The sequence below is a fragment of the Methylocaldum szegediense genome (assembly GCF_949769195.1).
GTDB lineage: Bacteria > Pseudomonadota > Gammaproteobacteria > Methylococcales > Methylococcaceae > Methylocaldum > Methylocaldum szegediense.
Genome location: NZ_OX458333.1, coordinates 2,244,981 through 2,266,845, shown reverse-complemented (window position 1 = coordinate 2,266,845; position 21,865 = coordinate 2,244,981). Strand labels below are relative to the sequence as shown.

At 59.3% G+C, this 21,865-nt stretch carries 19 protein-coding genes; 3 read left to right on the top strand and 16 right to left on the bottom strand.

Translation table 11 applies throughout. The features are described from left to right. Positions 1 to 251: 251 nt before the first annotated feature. From modC to QEN43_RS09625, 6 genes are all read right to left on the bottom strand, one after another. Entirely contained in the window at positions 252 to 1,358 is a 1,107-nt protein-coding gene (modC, locus tag QEN43_RS09650; RefSeq protein WP_317964043.1) for a molybdenum ABC transporter ATP-binding protein, read from the bottom strand. Between the two features lie 10 nt (positions 1,359 to 1,368). Further along, a complete protein-coding gene (modB, locus tag QEN43_RS09645) occupies positions 1,369 to 2,061 on the bottom strand; it encodes a molybdate ABC transporter permease subunit (protein WP_317964042.1) in 693 nt (230 codons plus the stop codon). Between the two features lie 177 nt (positions 2,062 to 2,238). Beyond that, positions 2,239 to 2,667: a TOBE domain-containing protein gene (locus QEN43_RS09640; RefSeq protein ID WP_317964041.1), complete on the bottom strand. Its 429-nt coding sequence runs from the start codon at positions 2,665 to 2,667 to the stop codon at positions 2,239 to 2,241. A gap of 482 nt (positions 2,668 to 3,149) precedes the next feature. Beyond that, positions 3,150 to 3,965, bottom strand: coding sequence for a TOBE domain-containing protein (locus QEN43_RS09635; protein ID WP_317964040.1), 816 nt, complete (start codon positions 3,963 to 3,965; stop codon positions 3,150 to 3,152). A gap of 37 nt (positions 3,966 to 4,002) precedes the next feature. Then, entirely contained in the window at positions 4,003 to 4,764 is a 762-nt protein-coding gene (gene modA / locus QEN43_RS09630; protein WP_026611665.1) for a molybdate ABC transporter substrate-binding protein, read from the bottom strand. Between the two features lie 61 nt (positions 4,765 to 4,825). Beyond that, positions 4,826 to 6,292 carry an alginate export family protein gene (locus tag QEN43_RS09625; protein WP_317964039.1) on the bottom strand — a complete coding sequence of 489 codons (1,467 nt, stop codon included), beginning with the start codon at positions 6,290 to 6,292 and terminating at the stop codon, positions 4,826 to 4,828. Positions 6,293 to 6,787: 495 nt separating this feature from the next. Between QEN43_RS09625 and QEN43_RS09620 the strand changes: the two genes are divergently transcribed. Continuing rightward, positions 6,788 to 8,023, top strand: coding sequence for a molybdenum ABC transporter ATP-binding protein (locus QEN43_RS09620; protein WP_051331981.1), 1,236 nt, complete (start codon positions 6,788 to 6,790; stop codon positions 8,021 to 8,023). A 152-nt stretch (positions 8,024 to 8,175) separates the two neighbouring features. Here the strand turns inward: QEN43_RS09620 and QEN43_RS09615 are convergent, their stop codons facing one another. From QEN43_RS09615 to QEN43_RS09570, 10 genes are all read right to left on the bottom strand, one after another. After that, positions 8,176 to 8,589 carry a group III truncated hemoglobin gene (locus QEN43_RS09615; RefSeq protein ID WP_235726688.1) on the bottom strand — a complete coding sequence of 138 codons (414 nt, stop codon included), beginning with the start codon at positions 8,587 to 8,589 and terminating at the stop codon, positions 8,176 to 8,178. Positions 8,590 to 8,728: 139 nt separating this feature from the next. Beyond that, complete coding sequence (gene nifK, locus QEN43_RS09610) at positions 8,729 to 10,288, bottom strand: nitrogenase molybdenum-iron protein subunit beta (protein ID WP_317964038.1); 1,560 nt, start codon at positions 10,286 to 10,288, stop codon at positions 8,729 to 8,731. Positions 10,289 to 10,631: 343 nt separating this feature from the next. Continuing rightward, entirely contained in the window at positions 10,632 to 11,513 is an 882-nt protein-coding gene (gene nifH / locus QEN43_RS09605; RefSeq protein ID WP_026611668.1) for a nitrogenase iron protein, read from the bottom strand. A 414-nt stretch (positions 11,514 to 11,927) separates the two neighbouring features. Then, the gene (locus QEN43_RS09600; protein ID WP_202901182.1) at positions 11,928 to 12,740 is read right to left on the bottom strand and encodes an ABC transporter ATP-binding protein; all 813 of its coding nucleotides are present in this window, start codon (positions 12,738 to 12,740) and stop codon (positions 11,928 to 11,930) included. After that, positions 12,737 to 13,762, bottom strand: a complete 1,026-nt coding sequence (locus QEN43_RS09595; protein WP_202901183.1) for a FecCD family ABC transporter permease — start codon at positions 13,760 to 13,762, stop codon at positions 12,737 to 12,739. The genes QEN43_RS09600 and QEN43_RS09595 overlap by 4 nt, the downstream gene beginning before the upstream one ends. Continuing rightward, positions 13,752 to 14,717 carry an IS481 family transposase gene (locus QEN43_RS09590; RefSeq protein WP_317963453.1) on the bottom strand — a complete coding sequence of 322 codons (966 nt, stop codon included), beginning with the start codon at positions 14,715 to 14,717 and terminating at the stop codon, positions 13,752 to 13,754. Before QEN43_RS09590 ends, QEN43_RS09595 begins: the two co-directional genes overlap by 11 nt. A gap of 152 nt (positions 14,718 to 14,869) precedes the next feature. After that, on the bottom strand, positions 14,870 to 15,844 hold the full coding sequence (locus QEN43_RS09585) for an LLM class flavin-dependent oxidoreductase (RefSeq protein ID WP_317964037.1): 975 nt from the start codon (positions 15,842 to 15,844) through the stop codon (positions 14,870 to 14,872). Positions 15,845 to 15,854: 10 nt separating this feature from the next. After that, the gene (locus QEN43_RS09580; protein ID WP_084162322.1) at positions 15,855 to 16,877 is read right to left on the bottom strand and encodes an LLM class flavin-dependent oxidoreductase; all 1,023 of its coding nucleotides are present in this window, start codon (positions 16,875 to 16,877) and stop codon (positions 15,855 to 15,857) included. Next, complete coding sequence (locus QEN43_RS09575) at positions 16,861 to 17,892, bottom strand: ABC transporter substrate-binding protein (protein ID WP_036269217.1); 1,032 nt, start codon at positions 17,890 to 17,892, stop codon at positions 16,861 to 16,863. The genes QEN43_RS09580 and QEN43_RS09575 overlap by 17 nt, the downstream gene beginning before the upstream one ends. A 2-nt stretch (positions 17,893 to 17,894) precedes the next feature. Then, positions 17,895 to 20,036, bottom strand: a complete 2,142-nt coding sequence (locus QEN43_RS09570) for a TonB-dependent receptor (protein ID WP_317964036.1) — start codon at positions 20,034 to 20,036, stop codon at positions 17,895 to 17,897. 799 nt (positions 20,037 to 20,835) lie between these two features. Between QEN43_RS09570 and QEN43_RS09565 the strand changes: the two genes are divergently transcribed. Both QEN43_RS09565 and QEN43_RS09560 read left to right on the top strand, forming a co-directional pair. After that, a complete protein-coding gene (locus tag QEN43_RS09565; RefSeq protein WP_317964035.1) occupies positions 20,836 to 21,222 on the top strand; it encodes a LysR family transcriptional regulator in 387 nt (128 codons plus the stop codon). Next, the gene (locus QEN43_RS09560; RefSeq protein WP_317964034.1) at positions 21,191 to 21,754 is read left to right on the top strand and encodes a LysR family transcriptional regulator substrate-binding protein; all 564 of its coding nucleotides are present in this window, start codon (positions 21,191 to 21,193) and stop codon (positions 21,752 to 21,754) included. The genes QEN43_RS09565 and QEN43_RS09560 overlap by 32 nt, the downstream gene beginning before the upstream one ends. The last annotated feature ends 111 nt before the right edge of the window (positions 21,755 to 21,865 follow it).

The window sequence follows — 21,865 nt, the reverse complement described above, 5'->3', positions numbered from 1 at the left end:
AAGGCCGGGTTTCCAAACCCACAGGTTGGGAACCATCGCAAAGGAACATAGGCCGGATTGAATCCAAGTCGCTTTCAATAAGGCATTCATTTTGTGGGGTGGGTTAAGTATGCCCGCACGACCCTTTCGAAGCTCGGCGGTTCCGGCGCGCACCGTAACCCATCGAGCGACCTCGAATCGGTGGGTTACGCGGCGCCTGTCCTGCTGGGGCGACAGTCGGAGTCCTGCGGATACGGGCGATCGGCTGACCGTTATGGCGCGGATGATTCGAGCTCGGCCCGCGTTTGCTCGATGAGATAAGAGAACGAACGCGTCTTGATCAGGCAATAAACCCTTTCGCCTTCTTTCAAATCCATTTCCCGCAGGGCGCGCGGTGTAATGTCCGCCAGCAGCGGCGCGCCGGCATCGATATGTACCGACACGCTTTCGCCGCGGCGCTCGATCTGGACGATTCGTCCCGGCACCTGATTTTGAATGGACAGGCCCGGCACCGCCTGGCGTGACAGGGCCACCTCGCCGCGCTGGATGGACACGTAAGCGACTTGGCCGATGGTCAGCCGCTCGCGCAGCGGCAGAGCCAGGCGCAGGTCGCGGAAGCGAGCTAGGGTGCAACCGCCTTCGATGTCGTGAGACTCGATGATTACCGGAAGGGTGTTGTCCAAGCCGAGTGGAGCCGCCTTGTCCTGCCGCGGATTTTGGAGGATGTCCTGCAGCGCGCCGGCGGCGAGGATGCGGCCTTGTTTGATCAGAACCAGTTGGTCGGTCAGATGCAGGATTTCCGACAAGGCATGGGACACGTAAATCATGGGCAGCTGCAATTCGTCCCGGATCCTTTGCAGGAATGGCAGAATTTGGGCTTTCAGCCCCTGATCCAGGGACGCCAGCGGTTCGTCCAACAGCAGCAGGCGGGGCGAGGCGAGCAGGGAGCGGCCCAGTGCTACCCGCTGTTTTTCGCCGCCCGAGATGTTTCGGGGATGGGCGTTGAGCAATGGACCTAGCCCCAAGAGATCGACGATATCGTCGAAGCGGAAACGGCGCTGATCCGGAGGTGTCTGCTTGAAGCCATAGAGCAGATTGCCCTTGACCGAATAATGCGGAAACAGCTGGCTGTCCTGAAACACCAGACCGATCCGGCGCCGGTGCGGCGGTAGGTAGGCGCCGCTCGCGCTGTCGTAGAGCGTTTCGCCGTCGAGGACGACGCGCCCCCTCTGCGGCCGGACCAGCCCGGCGATGATCCCGAGCAGCGAGCTTTTTCCGGAACCCGAGGGGCCGAACAAGCCGGTGACGCTGCCATTCAGCTCCAGTTGCGCGACCAGGTCGAAGGCATGGCGCCGCAGTTCGATGTCGAGGGATAGCATGCGATAACTCTTATTCACCGCTCAGCCGCCGTTCGGCGCGCCGGGTCAGCACCTCGCTCCCGATCAGGGCGGCGAATGCTGCGGCCATGGCGATCAGCACCAGGCGCATGGCCGGTTCCTCGGCTCCGGGCGTTTGGGTATAGGTGTACAAGGCCAGCGGCAAGGTGCGGGTTTCGTTTTCGATATTGCCGACGAAGGTGATGGTGGCCCCGAACTCGCCCAGGCTGCGGGCGAAGCTCAGGATCGCCCCGGTGAGAATGCCGGGCGTGGCCAAGGGTAGGGTCACGGTGAAAAAGACACGGAAGGGACTTGCGCCCAGCGTGCTGGCGGCCTGTTCCAGCCGCGATTCGATCAGGCTCATGGAAAGCCGCACCGCGCGCACCATGAGCGGGAAACTCATCACCGCCGAAGCGATCACGGCGCCTTTCCAGGTAAACGCCACGCTAATGCCGAACCAGTCGTAGAGCCAGTGGCCCAGCCAGCCGTTGCGCCCGAAAGTGAGTAAGAGAACGTAGCCCGTGACGACCGGCGGCAGCACCAGGGGCATGTGCACGATCGCCTCGAGCACGGACTTGCCGCGGAACTGACGGCGGGCGAGCAGCCATCCGAGCAGCACGCCGGGCGGGATCACTGCGGCGACGCACCAGAGGCTGACTTTGAGCGATAGCGATAGCGCGGACCATTCTTCCGCTGTCAGTGCCATGATGTTCGTATCAACATGAAAAGGAGTTCGTATTCGGGGCCAGGACACCGTGACCACTCGGCATGCGCGTCGGCCTGTGCAGATTGGAAATCACGCGGCTAGCGGAGCGGCCTTCCGCTCGAGAAACTACACGTTCCGGCTTCAGAGCGGAAGCCGATGCCCCGAAAAGCCGGTTTTCTAAGCTTTGACGCCGAGGATGACCGATCCCGCCTTGAAGACGGCGGAGGCGGTGTCGCCCTCGCGCAGCCCCATCGACTCCACGCTCTCGTTGGTGATGATGCCTGCCACCGAGTCGCCGCCCGCCAGCTCGATCACCACTTCGGAATTCACCGCGCCTTTTTCGATGCGCTTGACCGTCCCTTTCAGCTGGTTGCGCGCCGATAGGCGGTAGCCGCCGAAATCCTTGACGACCGTGATGAACGGGGCCTTGATCAGGGCCAATACCTCATCGCCATTCTTGATGCCGAGCGATTGCGCGGATTCGATGGTGATCGACGATACGAGCGTGTCTCCGCCTTTGAGGCCGATGGTCACCTCCACGGTGACCGCGCCGGTACGAATATCGGTGACTTTGCCGAAGAGTTGGTTCCGTGCACTTGCTTTCATGTTTTTTAATTTCCTCCTTCAAAAGGAAGCTGCCTTCGGCAGCCAGTGAGTTTGAAGCGGGTCTCGCCCCGCCGGCGAGTTTCTTTCTTTTGCTTGCCCAAAAGAAAGAAACCAAAGAAAAGGGCACCCGGATGGCGCGCTGATCCTGCGCGTCGCCGGCTGGAGCCGGGGGCGACAGAAGGCACGTCCTTATGCCTCTGTCGCCGCACGCGATCCCTCGCGTGCCCCTTTGGGCGGTTCCGCCTCCAGCCGGCGATGCTCGGGCGCGCCATACGGGAGAATTCAACGATGCCGTACATCGGATTAGAAAATGCTCTAAGCGGCGATGGTTTTCCTTCCGTAATTTGTTGACGAATTCCGGTCATTCCCGCCGGGGCATTGATTTTTTGCCCCGTCCTTGCAGCGAGTCGAGCGTTTTTATGCTCGAAAAAACCAAGCTTCCGCCTTGGGTTCGAGCAGAAGCCGTACCGACAGCGGTACGGCTAGGTTCCAACCCCGAGTATCACCGAGCTGGCTTTGACCACCGCCCAGACGGTATCGCCCTCGCGCAAGCCCATCGATTTCAGGCTTTCGGTGGTGATGACGGCAGCTACCGAGTCGCCGCCCGCCAGCTCGATCACCACCTCGGCATTCACTATTCCCCTTTGAATGCGCTTGACCGTCCCTTTTAGCTGATTGCGTTCGGACAGGCGGTAGCCGCCGAAATCCTTGACGACCATGACGAACGGGGCCTTGATCAAGGCCATCACCTCGTCGCCGTATTTGAGGCCGAACGAATCCGCCGATGCCTTGGTGATGGACGCTATGAGCGTATCTCCACCCCTCAGCGCAATGGACACCTCGACGGTGACCGCGCCGATGCGGACCGCGGTCACTTTGCCGAACAGCTGATTGCGCTCGCTCGCTTTCGAGTTCAGCCTTCTAAGCAGGAAAACCAGATTGGGATTATCGGCCAACTCCCGGTTCTTCGATTCCAGAAAGCGGCGGTGTTCTTCCTGAAGCCGGGTAAAGAGTGCCAATAATTCCCGGCCGGTGGCGGTGAGCTTCGTGCCCCCGCCGTGCCGGCCGCCGATGGCGGTGGACACCAGCACCTGCGGGCACAGGTTGTTGGCCCGCTCCACCATTTCCCAGGCGCCCTTGTAGCTCAGGCCGACCTCTTTCGCAGCCCGGTTGATGGAACCAATCTTTTCGATCGCGGCAAGCAATCGAAAGAGACGCTCGTTGAGACCACCGATCAGACGGAGTTCGCCTTCCACCAAAGCAATCGGTTGTTCGGAGTTCGTCGAATGTGGATCCATGTGGGGTGTTTTGGCCCGTCGGCCGGCTTGAGCGGGGCTATTGCTCCAATAGCTTGAACCCGTATCGGGCGAAGACCTCGGCCGCCGGTTCTTGCTTTAAATAATCCAGAAATTTCTTCGCGTCGCCGGATTGGGTGACTAGCGCGAAAGGATACACGATGGGCGCATGGGTGTCCGCCGGGAACCGTCCGATCACCTCGACCTTTTTACTTTGTTTCGCGTCGGTCTCGTAGACGATGCCTGCATCGCATTCCCCGCGCTCGACCAGATTCAGTGCAGCGCGCACATCTTCGGTGCCGACCACGCGGCGTTGGATGCTCTGCCACCAGCCCAGTCGGGTCAAGGCTTCCTTGGCATAAATGCCAACCGGAACCGACTCGACCACGCCGGTGCACAGCTTGCCCTTGAAGGCTCGTGCAAAATTGAAGCCTTTCTTCATGGTCACCGGAAACCCCTTGCCTTGCGGGGCAATCACCACCAGGGTGTTGCCCAGCAAATTCGTCCGGGAATCGTGGTTGATTTTTCCCTTATTATCCAAATAGTCCATCCATTTTGTGTCCGCCGAGGCGAAGACATCGGCCGGCGCACCTTGCTCGACTTGCTTGGCCAGGGCCGATGAGGATGCAAAGGACAACTTGACCGGGATGTTATGCGCCGCTTCGAAGGCTTTGCCGATATCGGTGAGCGCATTGGTCAGGCTCGCGGCGGCGAAGACGGTGACATCGGCGAAGGCGGTATTGATACCCCATAGGATAAGGATCGCGGTGATAGAAATGGTTTTAAGGGTGTGCATGGACATGGAAAGAATCTCCTCTCTTGGAATGAAACAACGGGTCGGAACGGATTAAGCACGGACAGGTTCATTCGAACGTGTTAAGTGAAACTTGGAAATAGAAAAAATTGCTCGGAAGCGCTTTGCCCAGGTTCTTGGGGAACTCGCCGGGCGTAAAACGGGCATAGCTGAGTTCCGTTTCGACGCGCGGTATCGGCCTATAGCGCACGCGGATATCGAACTCGTGGCCCAGAAAATCTCCGCTTCGGCCGGTTCTATCGCGCAGGTTGACTCGCCGCCAGCTATCCCGGTCACTGGCGAGCCAATAGGCGTTGTAGGCGGTGTCGATGCGCACGCCCTTGTAAGGCGTGAATTCCAGGCGGAGCTTCGGGGCGCTGACGTTGTCCCATGAAAAGTAGTCGTTTCTGGACCAGGGTTGATTAAAGCCGAACAGCGAGTTGAAGCGGTTGTTGACCTTGTCGTTGGGATTTCTGTCGCCAGTCCCATAGCCGTAGAGGGCACTGATCCGGGGCTTCCAGGGCGAGCCCGCGAAGGTATAGCCGAGTTCGACGACGGATGCCCAGGCGTCGTGCTGTTGGTTGCCGTTGCTGCGGCCGAACTGATAAACCACATCGAAGTCGTAGTCGAAGCCGGTGTTGCCGATAAGGCCGTAACCGCGCAGCGCGGTACTATGAATGTTCTGGTCTGTCGCGCCGTTCTTGTTGTCGACCTTGTAGCCCAAGTAATAGGGCTGGAGGGTGACGAAAGGGGACCAGCGGCGCCAACCGGCGACCGCGCCGTAAAGCCATTGTTGTTCGATCGGCTCGTCGAAGTCGTACTTCAGGCGTTGGACGGGCTTATAGGCCAGCAAATCCAGGTCCCAGTCGTTGGTCCGCTGGCCCAGCGTGATGCGAAAACCTTCGAAGTTGTTGGTCGTGTTGCGAAACTGGTTGTTGGCAATCAGCCGTTTATCCACGAGTTCCAGCGCCTGCCGGCCTGCCCGCACCCGTAGTGGACGATGGGAGCCGAGCGCATTTTCGAAATAGAGTTCCGCGAACCCTTGGATGAGTTCGAACTCGTTCACTTCGCTGTCGGCTCGCACGAAGTGGCTGTTGTAAAGCCGCGCATCTTCGAACTCGAGCGCAAATCGGAAGGGATCCAAAATGTTCTTGACCCCGAGGAAAGCGCGAGTCCGCAACAGTATCGGCTCGTCCGGGTCGGCGTTGGCCGGTCGCCGGAAATCGTTCTCGCGATATTCGTAGCGCATGCGAAAGTCCAGGCCGACATCGAGCCAATCGATATCCTTGGCGGGAGCGATGCCGGTTTTGCTCAGGTTCCGGGAATAGGTCGGCGGGTCGCCGTATGGCTGCGTTCTGTAGCTTCGGGCTTCGACGAAGTAATTGTGGGTGGAACTGTCGTTGTCCTTGGAATCCGCGAGGCTTGGGGGCGCGGACGATAGCCCCATCATGAAGGCACCGAGCAAAGACATTCGCCCGAAATTGATCGGAAACAAGCCGTTACGCGCGACGGCGAGCGCTGCTTTTTTTATAGTCACAAGTTGTGTCCCCCAATTGTTTTAGCCGATGACCTGTGACAGTGTGCCCAGGTCCTGATTACAGCGGCGGCGGCAAGGAAACCGGTTCGCCCGCGCAAAAGGTCGTTCTTCGTTCAGTGTTGTCCCCCCTTCCTTGACTCAGTGAGATCAGCCTAATAGCGAAATAAACTTCGTTCGTTATGTTTAAGACGTTATATCGATGTGTAAGCAAGAACGAGGCCATGTGTAACGTGGCTGAATCAGTGCTCCTAAGCCGGCAACTAGGGCGTGCTAGCCGCCGTGGGCGAGAAATATGGCACGTATGTTGTAGAACGTTCCAGGAAGGCGCTTTCGGTCATACTTGCGGTTCCTGACCGCATAGCGTTATGGATATATATATATATATATCGTATGCGGGGCTCAAACGCGCGCGTCGGACGAATGTCGTAGCCAAAGCAATGTCGACTTTCGAACAAAAACGAGTTTTTTGTCACATTTCATGCAATCGGATGGACCATGTTGGATGTTGATATCACGCTATCGCGGGATAGTTCTCCTATTCGCGCGCAGTTCAGGCTGAACCAGAAATCGGCGGGGCTTTTCGGGCCATCCGGAGCGGGAAAATCGCGCCTCTTGAAGTGTCTGGCCGGCCATTGTTCGCCGGATTGGGGATACGTCTCATTGGACGGTGAGGTGCTTTTCGATAGCCGAAACCGGATCAACAGGCTTTCCGAAGACGGATTGATTGCTTTGTGTTCCCAGGGCAGCCCGCTCGATGCCACGCGCACGGTGAGAGAAAACTTGCTGGACGGTGAATCCCAAAGTAGAGCTCCTCGTCCTTATTTCGCTTTACCGGATATCGCTCAGCTCCTGGCTTTGACGGAACTGCTTCGTTTTCGCGCTCGAAATCTTTCCGCCGGCGAACGACAGCGGGTGGTGCTCGGAAAGGCTTTGTTGAGTTCGCCTAAGGTGCTGCTTCTGGATGATATGTTGTCGGCTATCGAGCAAACGCGGCGAGAGAAAATTCTGGATCTTCTCCGGTTTGCGATTGAGAAGCATGGCTTGAGAGTCGTCCAGTCCAGCCATGCCTTGGGCGAACTCCTCCACTTGAGCGACGTTCTCATCCTGATGAGCGGGGGAAAAGTGCTGGCATCTGGTTTTCTGAGCGAACTGGCGCGCGAACAAGTCCCGCTACACACAGCAGGGCTTTCCACAGTCGGGAACATCTTGCCGGTGACGATTCTGAGTCATGACTCCGTGCACGGCTGCACTTTGGGGAGGTTCTTCGGCTTGCCCCTGATCTTACCGTACACGCCTCTTGCCCACTGCGGGAGTACCTATTACGTCAGTTTGCGACCGAGCGACATTGCGTTGTCCACCCAGCCGGTAAAAGGCATCTCCATTCAAAATCAGATCAAAGGTAGGGTGTGTGCCGTGATTCCGCGGGAAGATCGCGTGGTGATCCAAATCGACGTCGGCACGACCCTGATCGCCGAGATTACCCGGCGGGCTTTTGCCGCAATGAACATCGGCGAAGGCGATACGGTTTACTGTCTCGCCAAGACGCAGGCGTTCAGCTTTCTCGCGGCGGATATGATATCCGACTGTTCGGCCGCTGCCCGGCGGCTTCTCCGCACCGCTAAGAGCGCCGGACTTAATGGCCATTCCTTTCACGACGTCGGCGGAATCGGCCAACGTTCCCGCCATGATTGGATGCAGCGATGGCCGGGTAAAAATCTAAGGAAGCTCTGAAAGTGCCTATCCTGGTAGGCCATTTGCCCTCAGCCCTTCGACTTGGCTTACGACAAGTCCGTGGAAGGGCATGAACGGAATCCACTTTTTCAGAGCTTCCCTAAGGATTTCGACGGCTCCGGCATCCTCCGCTCGGGCGACGAGATCGACGCCTACGTGATCGGATGGCCGAGCCTCGGCTTGAGTGGGGTTCCGAAGCCATGGAACATGCCGGCCTTGAATGCTTCCGCCATGTGTTCGGCTCGAGCTATGGCCAGTTCTGCTGCGTCGGCCGGAAGGACTTCCTGAGCCGTTTCCCGGAACAGCGTCAGCCAGCGGTCGAAATGTTCGGAACGAATGGGAAGGCCGGCGTGCGGCGGATAGGGCGAGCCCCGATAGCGGTCTGTATTCAGCAGGACACGCGACCAGAAATCCACGACGACCCTGTGATGTGCATCCCAGTCGTGTATCGTCGCCTCGAATATCGGGCGCAGGCCGTCATCGGCCATGGCGCGTTCATAGAAGCGGTGGACCATTTTCGAGATGTGCTGTTCCGTGAGTTGAGCGTTTTCGGTGGTCATCATCATTACCTCCTGATCATGATGGAGTGCGCAGTCATACTGGAATGCTGCGAGCTACGCAATGGGACATCCCTGTCGTCCCTGTCCCGACAGTAGCTCGATTGAGAAACGAATGTCCCGAAGTTTTTCCGATCTCGGGAGAAGTTCAACGAATGATATCGAAGCTGTAATCGGTCTTGGACGGCACGATCGTGTTGCGGTCCATGTCGTCGAAAATCTTGTCCAGGATCCAGACCAGCACGTTGAGCGCGCCCTGATAGCCCCACACCGGATAGCGATGGTGGTGATGGCGATCGAAGACCGGGAAGCCGATGCGGATCAGGGGCGTACCTGTATCGCGCTCGAGGTATTTGCCGTAGGTGTTGCCGATCAGGAAGTCGACCGGATCGGTGAACAGCAGCGAACGCATGTGCCACAAATCCCTGCCGGGATAGACATGACAGTTCTGGCCGAAGGGCGAATACGAAAGCATGGTTTCCACCTTTTCCGCCCAAGCCTTGCTGCCGTTGGTCGACAGGATATGCTTCGGTTCGGCGCCCAGTTCCAGCAGGAATCCGGCGAGGCCCAGGCAGAGATCCGGGTCGCCGTAGATGGCGAAGGATTTGCCGTGGATATGGGCGGAAGAATCGGCGATGGCGTCCACCAGTTGTCCGCGCTCCCGCTCCAATGCCTTGGGGATGGGTTTGCCGGTGATGCGCGATACCGCCATGAGAAAGCCATCGGTAGCGCCGACCCCGACCGGGTGGTTTAGGGCGATCACCTCCTGGCCGTGCTCGGCGATGAAGGGCAGGGTTTTTTCCGTACAGAATTCCTGCATGGAAATGGTCGCCTTGGCGTGCAAGGCATTGGCGGTCTGTTCCTGGGTAGTGCCGCCGTCGAACATGCGGTATTCGCCGTCGGTCGGGGTATCCAGGACGTCGCTGTTGTCCCCGAGGATAGTGAAGTCGACCTCCATGAGCTCGAGCATGCGCCGGATTTCCCGAAGGTTGCCCACGGAGAAGCCGTCGAAGCCGCCGATGACATTGATCGAGTCCTTGGGTTTGCGCGCCAAGGGCTCCTCGGTACCGGCCTTGCCGTCCCAGAAGTGTTGAAGAATGCCGCGCATCATATTGTCGTAGCCGGTGATGTGGCTGCCGACGAAAGCCGGCGTGTGTGCGAACGGCACTTCGAAATCCGGCGGCACGCTGCCTCTTTCCTTGGCCGTCTTGATGAAGGCATTGAGATCGTCGCCGATCACCTCGGCCATGCACGTGGTGGACACGGCGATCATCTTGGGCTTGTACAAGTTGTAGGCATTGGCCAGGCCGTCGATCATATTGCCCAGGCCCCCGAATACCGCGGCGTCCTCGGTCATGGACGACGACACGCAGGGCGCCGGTTCTTTGAAGTGGCGGCTCAAGTGGCTGCGGTAATAGGCCACGCAGCCCTGGGAACCGTGGACGAAGGGCAGGGTGCCCTCGAAGCCGAGGGCGGCGAATACAGCCCCCAGCGGCTGGCAGGCCTTGGACGGATTGATGACCAGGGCTTCGCGCGCGAAATTTTTGTCGCGATATTCCTCGGTTTTCATCCATTCCCTAGTTGCTGCGACCTTATCTTCGGGTTCCATGAATTCGAATTCCCGCTTCTTGTTCTCGAACATCTCGGTGTATTCGGGTTGGCGGAATAGGTTGAAATGGTCGATCACGTGTTCGGAGTTTTGTGGCATGGCAATGGTCCTTTTAGTGAATGGCGGATTTAACCAAGTTACCGGGCGGCCCATCATGGCGAGCGTCGAGGCGGCTCCGCCTCATCATCGTGAACGGCCACGGGACCCGGCTGAACAGGTAGGCCGAGCTACGCACGCGTATCGCTCGGCTAGAGTCCAAGTAGAGTGGGTTAGGCCGCCAGGCTGTGACCCACCGAGCACCTCGAATCGGTGGGTTACGCAGAGCCTGTCCTGAGCCCGTCGAAGGGCCTGTCCTGAGCCCGTCGAAGGGCTAACACACCCTAGTGATGTTCGTTCGAATGCCGAATGGCATAAAAGTCGGATTCGAGCGCCTCCTCTTTCCTCAAGCGGCGAGTTCGGCCGCGGTCTTGCCCACCTGCGATTCGTCGATCTGCTTCATGATGCCGTGGGCCATCAGAAGATCCTCGAGTTCGTCCATGGTGATCGGCGTCGGAATGACGCCCTTGCCGACATTGTTGTGAATCTTGTTGGCCAATTGACGGTACTCATTGGCCTGCTTCGAGTCCGGGGCGTATTCGATCACTGTCATCCGGCGGAGCTCCGCGTGCTGCACGATGTTGTCGCGCGGCACGAAGTGGATCAGCTGAGTGCCGAGCCGTGCGGCCAATGATTCCGCCAATTCCAGCTCCTTGTCGGTCTGACGCTCGTTGCAGACCAGGCCGCCGAGGCGCACACCGCCCGAGTTGGCGTATTTCAGAATGCCTTTGGAGATGTTATTGGCCGCGTACATGGCCATCATTTCGCCGGACATGACGATGTAGATTTCCTGCGCCTTGTTTTCGCGGATAGGCATCGCGAAACCGCCGCACACCACGTCGCCGAGTACGTCGTAGGAGACATAGTCGACGTCGTTGTAGGCGCCTTCCTCTTCGAGGAAATTGATGGAGGTGATAACGCCGCGGCCAGCGCAGCCGACGCCCGGCTCCGGGCCGCCGGACTCCACGCAGCGGATGTCGCGGTAGCCCACTTTCATCACGTCTTCCAGTTCCAGGTCCTCGACGCTGCCGGCGCTGGCCGCGAGGCTCAGTATCGTGTCCTGGGCCTTGGTATGCAGAATCAGACGCGTGGAATCGGCCTTGGGATCGCAGCCGACGATCAGGATGCGCTGGCCCATTTCGGCCAGGGCCGCCAGGGTGTTTTGGGAAATGGTGGATTTGCCGATGCCGCCTTTGCCGTAAAACGCGATCTGTCTTAAATCTGACATGGTGATAGTCCCTACAAGGTTAGTGATTGAACGATGGATCCATAATTTTTCGCACGCCATGTCCGGCAAAGTCCTCTCGGCCGATCACCGAAGGTGGTCCGGTCGGCCGAGGCCGCGCCCGTTATCCGGGACGATGAAGGCGGCGAATCGTTATTTCCAACGGTATATAACCAAGATTCGTACCAGGGTGGCTGCGTTTTGCAAGTCACTGAATTCAAATGAAATGTCTGAGGCGTGGAAATTTGCGAGGAAAGGGGATGCACTTAAACCTTACTTTTCCTATGGAAAAGTGCGCTTATCCGCACTGTTTTAGCGCATGTAAAAGCGTCGCCGGGGTGGATTTCGCTCTGTCTCCGGCGAGCGTCAACCGACTGTTTGGATGAGCCGGGAAAAGCCGTGTGCATTTCGCCGATCCTATTTCCTGAGAGCAAACCGGTGTTCGCGGGTCCGATCCGCACAGAATCTGGGTACGCAGGCGGAATAGCTGCCGCCGAGGCGCACCATATCCACCTCCACGCCATAAAGCCGGTAAATGTTTTCGGGGGTGATCACGTCGACGGGATTTCCTTCGGCGACGATCCGCCCACTGTTCAGCAGCAATACGCTGTCTGAAACCAGCAGGGCGTGTTCCGGAAAATGGGTGGACTGGATGAACGCATAGCCTTCCCGGGCGAGGCTGCGGATGCGTTCCAGGAGACGCAGCTGATTGCCGTAATCGAGTCCGCCGACCGGTTCGTCCAGGATGAAAATCCGCGCTTCCTGTGCCAGCGCACGGGCGATGAGGACTAGTTGGCGTTCGCCGCCGCTGATTTCCGAATACGGCCGCGTCTTGAGATGGCCGAGAGAGAGGCGCTCCAGTGCCTCTTCGGCAAGGCGGCGGTCTTTTTTCGAATAGCCTGAGAAAAAGCCCGTATGCGGCATTCGGCCCATGAGCACCACGTCGAGCACAGTATAGGGAAAGGTGGCGTTGTGGAGTTGCGGCACATAGGCCACATTGCGGGCGTATTCGCGGGGCGCGATGCGAGCGAGCGGCGTGCCGTCCAGGAGGACCTCGCCTTTCGCGGGCCGCTTGATGCCCAGCAGAATCTTGAGCAGCGTGCTCTTGCCGGTGCCGTTGGGTCCCAGCAGGGACACCACTTTTCCCGCCTCGACCTGGACCGAAACCCCGTTCAGCACCACCCGGTCGCTATAGCCGAACACGATGTTCCGGGCTTCCAGCACCATCATCCACTCCATCCCTTGCGGGCATTGCGCAATACCAGGATGAATATGGGGATGCCGAGCAATTCGCTGAGCACGCCGATGGGGATTTCCACGGTAAACAGATTGCGCGCCAGGTCGTCCACCACCAACAGGAATATCCCGCCCAACAGGGCGCTGGCCGGCACCAGACGTCCGTTGTCCGGTCCTACGATCAGTCGCGCGATGTGCGGGACGATGAGGCCGATCCAGCCGATCATCCCGGCCATCACCACGGTGAGTGCGCTGATCAAGGTGGCGGAGAGAATGATCACGAGCCGTACGCGCCGCGTGTCGATGCCCAGGGACCGCGCCTCCTCGTCACCCATGCTGAGCACGTTCATGTGCCGGGCGTAGACCGCTAAAAGCAGGATGCCGGCCAGCATCGGCAGTGCCAAAGTCAACACTACCGACAGCTCGACGTTGGACAGATTGCCCATCAGCCAGTAGACGATGGCGGGCAGTTGGTTGTAGGGATCTGCGAGATATTTGACGATCGACAATAGGGCGGTGAACAATCCGCTGCTGATGATGCCGCCCAACACCAGCATGAGCAGGGATTCGTTGCGATAGACCCTGACGATGCCGAGGGCTATGAGCACCGCGAGCAGGCCGAAGAGAAAGGCGCTGACTTGTACCACCAGCGAGTGGTCGGAGATGATCATTCCCAACGCCGCGCCGAAGGAACCTCCCGCCAGCACCCCGAGCAGCCCCGGCGAGACCAGCGGATTGACGAAGATCGCCTGAAAGGCGGCGCCGGAAACCGATAGCCCGGCGCCCACCAGGACCGCTGCCAGGATGCGAGGTAGCCGGATCTCGAACAGCACGTTGCGCAAGACTTGCTGTCCCTCGTCCGCGACTTGCCCGCTGCCGAGGCCGACCAGCACCTGTACCAGTTCCGGCAGCGCTATGGGATAGCGGCCCAGGGTCAGAGACAACACCGACATCAGAACGAGCAGGAGCAGCAATCCCGCCAGGCGATAGTCCACGATCATGGGCCTAGTTGTCAAGTCCCGCAAGATCGTAAACCTTCTTTCGAAAAAGATGAGGATGGGACAGTTGCCAGTTTTTGAGAGCCTGGATCGGGGTGAGATGGCCTAAGGCCTTTTGGGGAATGTGATGATTGTACAGCTCGACATAGCGGTGCAAGGTGGTGTCCAGATCGGCGGTTGAATCGAAGTGATGGGTTTGCAACACCTCCTCGATGCGGCCATTGAAGCGTTCCACCAGGCCATTCGTTTGGGGCCGGCCCGGCGGAATCAGGCGATGTTCGATGCCTTGTTCAGTACAGAGGCGGTCAAACTCATGCGTCCCCGAGGGCTGCCGAGTTCGGGTCAGGAAACGGTCGGTAAACTCCGAGCCGTTGTCGGTCAGGCATTTCTGGATGCGGAAAGGCGCGGCCTGAATCACCGCTTTGAGGAAGTCCTTTGCGCTTAAGGCGGAGCGGTTGGGCTTGAGGGCGACATAGACCCAGCGGGTGGCGCGGTCGATGGCGACGAACAGGTATCGGCGGGGTTCGCCGTCGATGGCGGGCAAGTACTTAACATCCAGGTGAAGGAAGCCGGGCTCATAGGCCTTGAAGGGTTTGACCTTCGCCTTCTCTGTAGGCGGAAGCAGGGTCTTGAGGGACGCCACCCCGTGGCGGCGCAGGCAGCGGTCTAGCCCGGAACGGGACACGGCGGGATTGAGAAATTCCCGGGTCACGGCCAGGAGATCATCCAAGGGGAGGAGCAGAGCTTGGCGGAGGTAGACCACGATGGCTTCCTGGGCGGGCGTGAGCGTGGTTCTGAGGGTGTGGGGCCGATGCGAGGCATCTTCGACCGAGGATCGGTGTTTCCACTTGCGGACGGTCGTTCGGCTAATGCCATGCTTTTGGGCCAAGGCGCGCTCGCTCAACGTGGACGCTTGAATGGCCTGCCGAACGGCCGGGGTGGTACGGGCGTTCTTATGAAGACGAATCTGCATGGAGAGAAACCTCACTTGGACGAACCGAATATCTCCTGGAGAAGGCTCCGGGCTTCGAACAGAGCATAACTCCTTCTCGGTAAATAATCACACGAGACGCGACACCTAGTCCCTGCCTAAAAGGTTTCTCTTGAGAAGGAGAAACCCGACGTTTACACATAGGGCATGACCTCCTCGCCGAACAGCGACAGGCTATAGCGATTGGCGGCGGGATCGTTGGCGGCGGGTTTCAACACCAAGCTGTTCAGATCCAGTTCTTCCCGGAGTTTTTGTATCTTGTCCCGGCATTCCGCCACATCGCCGATCAGCGCGTTTTCCAGCAAACGGTCGACCTCGATCGTCACGAGACCGGATGGCTCTCCATTGTCCGCCAGCATGGTTCTCATTCTCTCCCGGAAACGCCGGATTGAGGGTAGCGCTACCGCCAAGGCGGCCGCTCGGGTTTTGGCGACGTAAAAGGTTCGAAGCAGGGTGAGCGGCTTGGGCGATGAGGGATTGATCCCAGGATAGTGGGCGAGAGTTGGCTTGAGCTTATCAATGGTTGCACCTTGCCCCCCGAGGAGCCCGTAACCGCGGTTCGCGGCATGATGCACGACCTCGGGATTTTGCGATGCCAGGAACACGGGTATCGGGCGTTGCAGCGGTTTCGGGTGAGTCGTGACGCCCTCGATCTGAAAATGGGTTCCGGAGTGGCTGACCTTATCGGTGCCGAGCAGCCGGACGATGAGTTCGAGGGCTTCCAGCATCTTCGTCCGGGCGGTTTCGGGCGGCACCTTGAAATGCCTGTTTTGCAGAGGAAAAGGGCCGCCATGGGCGACACCCAGATTGAGTCTGCCGCCGCTCAAATGATCGAGGGTGGCGATGTCCTCGGCCGCCTTGATGGGATCGTGAAAAGGCAGCAACAGCGCCGCGGTGCCCAAACGGATGCGCTTCGTGACACCGGCCAAATGGGCCAGCAACAGCAGGACGGAAGGGCTGACACCGAAATCGGTGAAGTGATGCTCGGCGACCCAGGCTTCCTGAAACCCCAGTCCCTCGGCGTACTGCACCAGCGCGGTCTGGGAGGCCAATACCTTGGCGTAATCGCCGTCGTAATTCTCGTAGAAGCAAAATAGCCCGAAGTTCATGAGATTTCTTCTAGGGTTTGGTAGGTTGGAAAGGGGGCATGACTTCGAAGGACAGCCGCTCCAGCGATCGCTGCAGTTGTGTCGGCGGCAGATAACCGAAGAACGAGGCCAGGCAGTTGAGGTGCCGGATGCCGAGCCGGTCGCTCAGAGCATGGATTCGCTCGACACAGGTTTCCGGCCCGCCGGCGATGACCATTTCCCGATAGAAGCGCTCGGCATCGAGCATGGCTTCGTCGATCACGCCGCGCCGAACGATTCCCGCTTTCCTGAGTCGCTCGGTCAACGCCCGGATTACCGGTTGCAAGTCGCGCCGAGCGGCGGCATCGCTTTCGCCGACATAGACGAAGCGCCCCACCGGTACATCGGCCGGATCGCCTCCCGCTTCGGCATAGGCGCGGAGCAGGTTCTCCACGTGAGAGAGTGCCTGGATGCCGTGCTGGATCAGGCGATGCCCTTCGCGCACGGTCCAGGCGGCGCGCTCCGGGCTATAGGCGCCGACGTACACCGGTGGATGGGGTTTCTGTATCGGTTTGGGTTCCACCGAATAAAGGCCTTGGCCCAACGGCATTTCTTTCGTGGTCCAGCACTTCAGGATGAAACGCAAGGCATCTGCGAAAGCGGTTTCGCTGTTCGCCGGATTCACCCCGTAGGCTTCGAAATAGCCGGGATTCCCGCCGCGGGAAATGCCGAAGTCGATCCGGCCGCCTGACAGCACGTCAAGGCTGGCGATTTCTTCCGCCAAACGCAGGGGATGATGCAGCGGCAACAGGAGCACCGAAAAACCGATCCGGATGCGCCGGGTCCGTGCCGCCATCGCCGCCGCCACGATCAGGGGGGACAGACAGTGCCTTCCGCTTCCGCTGTGCATCCGGTGCTGAAAGTGTTCCTCGTTAATCCACAGCGAGGAAAAGCCCAATTGCTCGGCCCGTTCGGCCAGCTCGATCCAATCAAAGGGTTCCGCCGCCTCCAAGCCGGCTCCGCAACCGGACAGCCCGAATCGCATTCCGGATTTCATATCACTGCGGATTGCCATGAAGTATTTCCTCCGCCTGCCGGTCCGAGAGCGGATAGTCGAAGAACCGGCGGTAAAAGTCTTTGATTTCGGCAGTCATATCTATCCCCGCAAAGAGCGCCGGGTGGAACAGCTTGGCGGCCCATAGCACGGTCAACGGCTGCTCCGCGGTACGGTGCCCCCACGGGTGTACGCCCGCCGGGATGGCGTGAATTTTTCGCTCGCGTACGGCGCGGAGCCGGCGAAAGCGCGCGTCGTGGCGAATTTGAGCCAGTTCTTCCGGGGAAGAGACAATGAGCACATCGGGATCCCAGGCAAATACTTGCTCGGGCGTGAATCTCACGCTCTCGGTACGGCGGCCGTCGGCGGTGACGCTGATGCCGCCCGCCGCCTGGATCCACCAGTCGGCGATCAGATGGGGCTGTGTCAGCGTCTTGAGACTGAAGTAGAGGACCTTGGGTCTTTGTTCCGTGGGGACACCGGCGACCGCCGTCCGAACCCGTTCCAGCACGCCGTCGAAGTAGCGCGTATAGGCGTCGGCACGCTCTCGCCGGTCGAAAACCTCGCCCATGAGTTGCATGATCCGCCCGATATCCCCGGCATCCCGCCAGGCGAGGAACAGCACCGGCAGCCCGGTGCGCTCCACCGTCCGCACCGTGCTCGCGTCCATGGCGAATACCGCGTCCGGAGCGAGCCTTTGCAGGGTTTCAAGCTGGGGAGCGTTGTCTAAGCCCTGAGCCTGGGGCTGTCTCGACAGGTTCGGTGCGATCAGAGACTGGTATTTCCAGCGCGCCGACCGGGCGAACGGCGGCAGGCCGTTGACCAGGGTATCGCCCTTGCCGATGGCGAACACGAAGCTATTGATTACCGGCACCGGTCCGAGGGTGGCCACCCGCCGTACCTCGGCGGGCAATTCCACCGTGCGGCCCGCGAGGTCGACCGCGCGGCGCTGAGCTGTGTTCTCTGCGGCCGCGATCGCTCCCTGTAAAATCAGGAAGGTCGCCAGGGCGAATCTGAGCGCTATGGTCCCCGCCATGGCTAGAACCTCGCTCCGACCGTGAACGCCACGGTAAACGGCGCGCCGGGGTAATAGGTCGTATTCCCCGCCACCTGGATATCGTTCTGGCTGATGATGCCGATGTAGCGCTTGTCGAACACGTTCAGGAAGCTCAATCCCAGCGTGATGTCCCCCAAACCCAGCAGGTCCTTTTTCTCATAATCAATATAGAGATCCGCCACGGTGTAGGAGGGTACCCGCTGTGTGTTCTCCGCGTCGCCGAAACGCTCGCCGACATAGCGAACCGTGGGCGATATGGCAAAACCCATAAACCTGTACGTAAGGCCCACCTTGGCGGTGACCTCGGGCGAGTCGGGAACCTGCTTGCCTTTCGTCGCGATCACGGTGTTGGCGGCGGTGCGGACGTCGTTTTCGAACTCGTAGCGGTTGTAGGACACTGACGAGAACAGGGACAGATCATCCCACAGCGTGATCCCCGCTTCGATCTCCGCACCGTAGGAGCGGGCTTCGGCATTGCTCTGGTAATAGGTCAGTTGAATCGCGGGGTCGTACAGATTGACCTCCTTGCGATTGACGATGGCGTAGAACAGCGTGGGCGCCACCCACCAATTGCCGTCGCCAATGCGCAGGCCGAGATCGAAATTATCCGAAATCTCGGGCTTGAGCCGGCGGAACAGATTGTCGAGATTCAGGCCGGCGGCGGTAAAGCGGGCTCTAGAGGCGTTGAACAGGGAGGCCTGCGGTCCCCAGTCGGGCCGCCCATAGTTCCGCCCATAGGTGAAGTAGGCGCGGGCCTCGTCCGTGATTTCGTAGTTGACGCCGAAGTGCGGCAGCCATTCCTGGAAGCTTTGGCTTGCGACACGCCGTGTCGGGTCTTCCCGGGGATTGAAGCGGAATACATTGTCATAATCGACGTCAGGCAGGCCCTGGGTGTCGTAATACCGGATTCCCGGCACGGTCTGGTCGAGGTAGCGCACGCCCGCTCGGAGGTTAGCCTTGCCGAGCTGGCCGTTTACGACCAGATAAGGACTATGGAATACGTGATTTTCCTGTTTGGACAGCACCGACCAGCCGGCAAAGGCCAGGTCGCCCGAGGCGGTGACGCGGTAAGCCTTTTGCCCCACCGGGGGCGGCGGCGATTCCATGTCCTGCCACCAGTAGCCCAAAGTCACCTGGACGCCCTGCAGCGAGGTGTCGTACTGCGCGACCAGTCCCACTTGTTCGTGCTCGATGTCCCAGCGGGTGACGCCCGGGCTGCCCAGCAGATTGTTCGAGGCAAACAGCCGGAAGCCGTCGTCGCGCCAGTAATAGGGTTTGACCGAAATCCTGGACGTATCGGTTAGTTTGATTTCCAGGTTGGCGAACAGGCTGAAGTCGGAGAATTCTCTTCGGTTGAAATCGTAGTAGTTGATGTCCTGACCGGGGATGCCGGAAAGCCGCCTGTTGTAATCGAATTTTCCGAACGCGTCGAGACGGGTGGCTTGACTGTAGTTCAGGGGGCGGAAATCGTGCGATTCGAGATCGTTGTAGGCGCCGAAAATCTCGAGCTTGGCGGAATCCGTCAGCTTTTGCGTGAATCCGAAGCCGAGGTTGTGCCGATTAGCGGGCGACTCCCCGGCCCCGCGCCATTTGTACGCGGTGGTGTAGGAATAGGAAGCGAACAGCTTGGTATCCGTGGGCAGCAGGCCGGAGTCGATGCGGCCGTACACGCGGTTAAAGCCATAGGAGCCGAAGCTTTCCCTGACGCTGAACCCCGGCTTGTCGAACGGCCGGAGAATGGTCTGGTCGATTAGCCCGGTGGCGTTGGAGAAGCCGAAGCCTTTGTCCGGGGGCACCGCGCCCCGGTAGAGGGTGATGCCGTCCATATTTTCCAAATCATAAATGTCGGCCCCGCCCACGACACCGGTCAACGGCAGGCCCTCAATGGTCTGCCCGAGATGGAAGGCGCCCTTCCCGCGAATTCGGATGGCCCTGTTTGCCGTCAGACCGAAAGGATCGGCCGTTTCCGTATGCAGCGACGGCAACAGGTCGAGCGCCTTGAAAACGTTGGTCTGGCCGGGGCCGGCCAGGCGCCGTATACCCTCGCGGCTGACGGTGCTTTCCGTATTGGGCTGGCTGCCCTTGGGCTCCACGTAATCCGCGTCGGTCTGTACGCCTTCCACCGTGACGACGTCCAGTACCGGCGGTTCGCCGATCGGCGCCGGTTCCGCCCAGACGGGTAAGCATCCTAAGCCCGCAGGAACGATCCACCATCGTTTCATAGCTTTCTCCCCGAGCAGACTTTGAATCAAGGTTTTGTTTTTCATCGGTTTTCTCGTCGCTTGTGTCGTTCTTCTGAAAACATTCTTCGGTCCGCGCCGGCCCGGCCTAAGAACACATAGAGACGGAACGAACTCCGGCGAACACGGCGAGAAAAGCGCCCCGATCGACGATGTTTGCCCGTGCCGTTGGATTGGTTCGTCTCATAACGCTATAAAAAATGATATATAACGTATATCGCAGCGAACACGGCGAGGGACGCGGATCATTCCGGATGCAAATCGTGCGCTTGGAATATCCCTGCGCTTGAAAGCCTGTAGACGTCCCCCCGTAACAGGCTGTAGGTATCTCGCTCAATCTCGCTTCGATATAACTTAATATTTATAACGAAAATGAGCAGGATGTATACCAGTTGTGATTGGTTTGATCTTTCTTGTGTTATTTCAATCGCTTGCTCTGGCATTTCGGCTGACGGACCGGTTTATCCGAAAAAGACCGCGCGAACGATGTGCCTATTTGTTGCACAACGCACCCTTTCAGTGCCATCGATGAACTTAAACTCCCAGCCGGCGGGGGCATTTGATCGTTCGATAGTTTTTGCAAGCAATGGGACTGTCACCGTGTTTTGGAAGCGGTCTTCAAGCGACCGCTTTCGGGGAATGGATGCCGTGTTCCACATTCAACCGCGCAGCAGTGATCTTCATGTTTATCCGTCAAGTCCATTACTTGATCGCGCTGGCCAAAACCGGCCATTTCGGGCGTGCAGCGGAAATCTGCAATGTGTCTCAACCGGCCTTGTCGACCGCCATACAGCATTTGGAGGAAGAGTTGGGTGTCGTCATTGTCCGGCGCGGCCAGCGGTTCCAGGGCTTTACGCCGGAAGGCGAGCGGCTGCTGCAATGGGCGCGAATTCTGGCGCGGGACTGGGAAGGCATGCGGCAGGAAGCGGCGCTGTGCAGCCGGCAAATCACCGGCACCTTACGGATCGGGGCGATTCCGACGACCCTGGCAGTGACCCCCCCAGTTCACGGGGCCTTACCAGGCGGAATGTCCCGGCGTGGCCATCCAGTTGCTATCGCTTTGCGCTGAGGACTTGATTCGCCAACTCGACCGGTTTGAACTCGATCTGGGTTTGACCTATCTGGAGGATCCCCGCCTCAAGGGTTTCCGGACATTGCCTTTGTATCGGGAACGGCATGTGCTGTTGGCCCGCGATCCTGACCTCCCTGTGGCCACCGGCAAACCGACCTGGGCCGACATCGCCGAACTCCCGCTCTGTCTGCTGACACCGAATATGCAGAACCGCCGCCTCATCGACGCCGCCTTCCGGGAGGCCGGCGTATCGCCGCGGGTGGTGCTGGAAACCGACTCGGTGTTAGCCCTATACGCCCATGTCCGCTGCGCCGGGCTGTACAGCGTGGTTCCCCACAGCCTCTTGAGCCTGTTCGAAATGCGGCAGGAGGTCACTGCCATCCCCGTGAATCCAGAACTATCGAGATCCATCGGATTCATTTCACGCTTTCATGACCCCATGCCGCCGATCCAGGAGTCCGCCTGGAACATCGCGGGCCGACTCGGCTTGCAGGCCCGCCTCGATGCCCTGATAAACGCCATCAATTGACCGATTACCGCAAACGATTGGCCGTGTCGCGAGCCTAACTAGACAATACCGACCACCTGGCCGGGAATTACCGGGTTCGGGCGGTGCTCCGGCCGAACCCACCCCCTAACA